At 74.9% G+C, this 3189-nt stretch carries 4 protein-coding genes; 1 reads left to right on the forward strand and 3 read right to left on the reverse strand.

Features of this window, described 5'->3' with window-relative positions:
• On the forward strand, positions 1-1012 hold a 1012-nt coding region (locus ND748_RS28845; RefSeq protein WP_251749340.1), incomplete at its 5' end, for an MFS transporter.
• 35 nt (positions 1013-1047) lie between these two features.
• On the opposite strand, the gene ND748_RS28850 is transcribed toward ND748_RS28845, so the two are convergent.
• The 3 genes from ND748_RS28850 to ND748_RS28860 all read right to left on the reverse strand — a co-directional run.
• Positions 1048-1440 (reverse strand): ATP-binding protein, encoded by a 393-nt coding sequence (locus ND748_RS28850; RefSeq protein WP_308205760.1) that lies wholly within the window; start codon positions 1438-1440, stop codon positions 1048-1050.
• A gap of 60 nt (positions 1441-1500) precedes the next feature.
• Entirely contained in the window at positions 1501-2466 is a 966-nt protein-coding gene (locus ND748_RS28855) for a glycosyltransferase (RefSeq protein WP_251749342.1), read from the reverse strand.
• A partial coding sequence (locus ND748_RS28860) for a glycosyltransferase family 2 protein (RefSeq protein WP_251749343.1) occupies positions 2463-3189 on the reverse strand: 727 nt, incomplete at its 5' end. The genes ND748_RS28855 and ND748_RS28860, both read right to left, overlap by 4 nt.

The following is a 3189-nucleotide window of genomic DNA, read 5'->3' on the forward strand; positions in this document are numbered from 1 at the left end:
GGCCTGGACGGCGGTGAGCGGGCTGGCGGCCGCGCTCGGACCCGTCGCCGGCGGCCTGCTCACCGAGCTGGACTGGCGGTGGGTTTTCCTGGTCAACCTGCCGGTCGGGCTCGCCGTCGTCGTCGCCGGACCGCGGGTGCTGCCCCACCCGCCGCGGCGGGTGGGCGCGGGGCGGACCGATCCGGCGGGGGCGGTCCTGCTGACGGTCGGGATCGCCGCACTGGCACTGGGGCTGGTGCGCGGCCCGGACTGGGGCTGGGGCTCGGCGCGGGTCGTCGGGTCGCTGCTCGCCAGCGCGCTGCTGCTGACCGGGTTCCTCTACCGCTCGGCGCGCCATCCCGCGCCGGTCCTGCCGCTGCCGCTGCTGCGGGTGCGGACCTTCAGCGCCGCCGCGGTGGCCGCGTTCGTGTTCAGCGTCGCGTTCGCGGCGATGCTGCTCTCGGCCGTCCTGTGGTGCCAGGACGGCTGGCACTGGTCGGCGCTGCAGACCGGGCTCGCGATCGCCCCCGGACCGCTGATGGTGCCGGGGCTCGCCCTCGCCGCCGGACCGCTGGTCGCCCGCCTCGGGGCCGGCCGGGTGGCCGCCGCCGGCTGCGCCGTGTTCGCCGCCGGGATCGGCTGGTGGATCGTGCGGATGGCGCCGCAGCCGGACTACGTCGGCGCCATGCTGCCCGGGATGCTGCTCACCGGCGTCGGCGTCGGGCTGATCCTGCCGACACTGATCAGTGCCGCCGTCACCGCACTTCCCCCGGCGAGCTTCTCGACCGGCTCCGCGGTGGTGACCATGGCCCGCCAGATCGGCACCGTCATCGGGACCGCCGTGGTCGTCGCGGCGCTCGGCGGCGCGGCCCCCGACGACCTCAATTCGCTCACCGACGCCTACGACCTGGGCTGGACCATCACCGTCACCGCGGTCGTCCTCGCCGCACTGGCCTGCCTCACGATCCCCCGCCCGGCCCACTCCCCCGCCATCCCGGCCAGCGCGCGGCCACATCATGCCGAGGCTTCGTGACGCCGACCGAGGGCGGCCGAGATCAGCGGCCGAGATCAGCGGCGGAGCAGGAACCAGACGGTCTTGCCGTCGCCGGGGACGCCGGCTGCGCCCCAGTCCTCGGCCAGCGCGTCGACGAGGTGCATGCCGCGGCCGCCGAGCGAGTCGGCGTCGACGTGGCGCACCTGCGGCCGCCGGCGGTCCGGGTCGCGGACGCCCACCCAGACCAGGTCGTCGGTGGTCCGGATCTCCAGCACCGGTTCACCGTGGCCGTGCAGCACGGCGTTGGTGACCAGTTCGCTGGCCAGCAGCAGAACGGTCTCGGTCACCTCCGCCGGCACGCCTCGGCCGGTCAGGTCCGCCGTCAACCGCTGACGCGCCCGGCCCGGAGCGTCCGGACCTGACGGGAGGACGAACCGGTCGAGAAAGATCCCGACTGGACGTTCCACCCCGTCTTCCATGGCATCCACATATCCCGGTGATCGAGTGATAAACCGGGACGGCCAGGGTCATCGGGCCACCTGCGCGAGGACGTCGTCCCAGTCGGCCAGGAAACGCCCGAGGCCGTGGCGGGCCAGGGCCGCCTGGCGGGCCCTCTTCCCGTAGGCGTGCGCCAGCTCCGGATCGGCGACGAACCGGCGGGCGGCGTCGACGAGCACCGCCGGATCGGTGGACAGCACGCCCGCCTCGGCCGGCACCGTCTCGATCGCCTCCGTGGCCGCCACCGCGACCACCGGCATGCCCAGCTGCATCGCCTCCAGCAGAGACAGCCCGAGCGAGGTCCAGCGCGGCAGGTGGACGTAGACCCGTCGGCGGGCGAGGGCGTCGTGCAGGTCGGCCTGGGCGACGTCGTCGAAGATCGCGAGGCGCGTCCGCGGCAGGCCGGTGTGCGCCGCCAGCGCGGCCACGCCGATGCCGAACGCGTCGACCGGGGCGGCGCCGGTGAACCCGGCGAGCAGATCGGTGCCGGTGACCCGGCCGCGGCGCACCGGCTCGTTCACCGCCACCGCGATGCGGGCCAGCTCGCCGGTGTAACGATGGCCGGGGTCGACGATGCCGTGCGCGACGACCCGGGTGGGGGTGGTGCCGGCGTCCCAGAACAGCCGGTTGAAGTGGGTGACGTGGACGAGCAGCAGCTCCGGCCGGTCGGCGACGGGATGGCGGGTCAGCGGCACGTCCCCCCTCGGGGTGTTGTGCTCGACGTACACCGCCGGCAGGTCGCGGCCCGGGCGCCGGCCCAACCAGCGCTCGGTCAGCTCCAGTTCGTGCGGGCGCTGCAGGACGACGACGTCGACGCCGGCGTCGCCCAGCTCGCCCGGTCCGAGTTCGGTGACGGTGTCCGGCCACGGGTAGGTGCGGGCCAGGCCGAGGCCGTCGGGCCCGCGGCCCGCCAGCACCGGGACGACGTAGGAGTGCCCGCCCTGGACGAACGACGTCGTCCACGAGCCGTGCACGTGCCAGAGCAGGATTCTCATCCGGTTGCCGTCCCCCCGTGGTCACGGTCGTCGGTCTCGATGATCTCGGCGTAGGCGTCGGCGTCGCGGGCGACGACGCTCGTGGGCAGTTCCAGGTGCTGCGCGCCGGAGGGCAGCAGACCCACGCCGCCGGCCCGCTCCATCACCCGGAGCTGGGCGACGATCTCCTCGCCCCGGTGGCTGGCGGGCAGCCGCCGCCAGAACTCGAAGCCGCCGCAGTCGACGAGCACGGCACGGTCGTAGAGCACACAGCCGGCGATCCAGCTCACCCGGTAGGCCAACCAGCCGCGGGCCGGGGCGCGCACCCGCTCGGCGAGGTGGGCCGGATTCGCCGCGTTGTGCAGTCGCCACCGTTCCCACGCCGGCCCGTCCTTGCGGACCCGTTCGGGGCGCACCGGCCCGCGCACCGGCTCGAACGCGGTCCACTCGTGCGGGCGGACGTCGTCGAGGTAGCTCAGGCCCTGCGGCGCGCAGCCCACGAAGCCGCAGCGAAGCTCCCCGATCGCCGCCAGCATCCGGGCGACGGTGGATACGTCGAGGAAGACGTCGTCGTCGAGGAACAGGACGTGGTCGGCGCCGGCCAGGTCGAGCAGGAACTGGCGATGCTCGGCCATGCCCCGCCGTGGGTGGCCGTGGTGCAGGTCGACGGGGTGGCCGCCGCGGCGCAACCGGCGGACCATCGCCCGCACCTCGGGCGTGTCGACGGCCGGCGCGGCATCGGCC

It is taken from the genome of Frankia sp. AiPs1 (genome assembly GCF_023716945.1).
GTDB lineage: Bacteria > Actinomycetota > Actinomycetes > Frankiales > Frankiaceae > Frankia.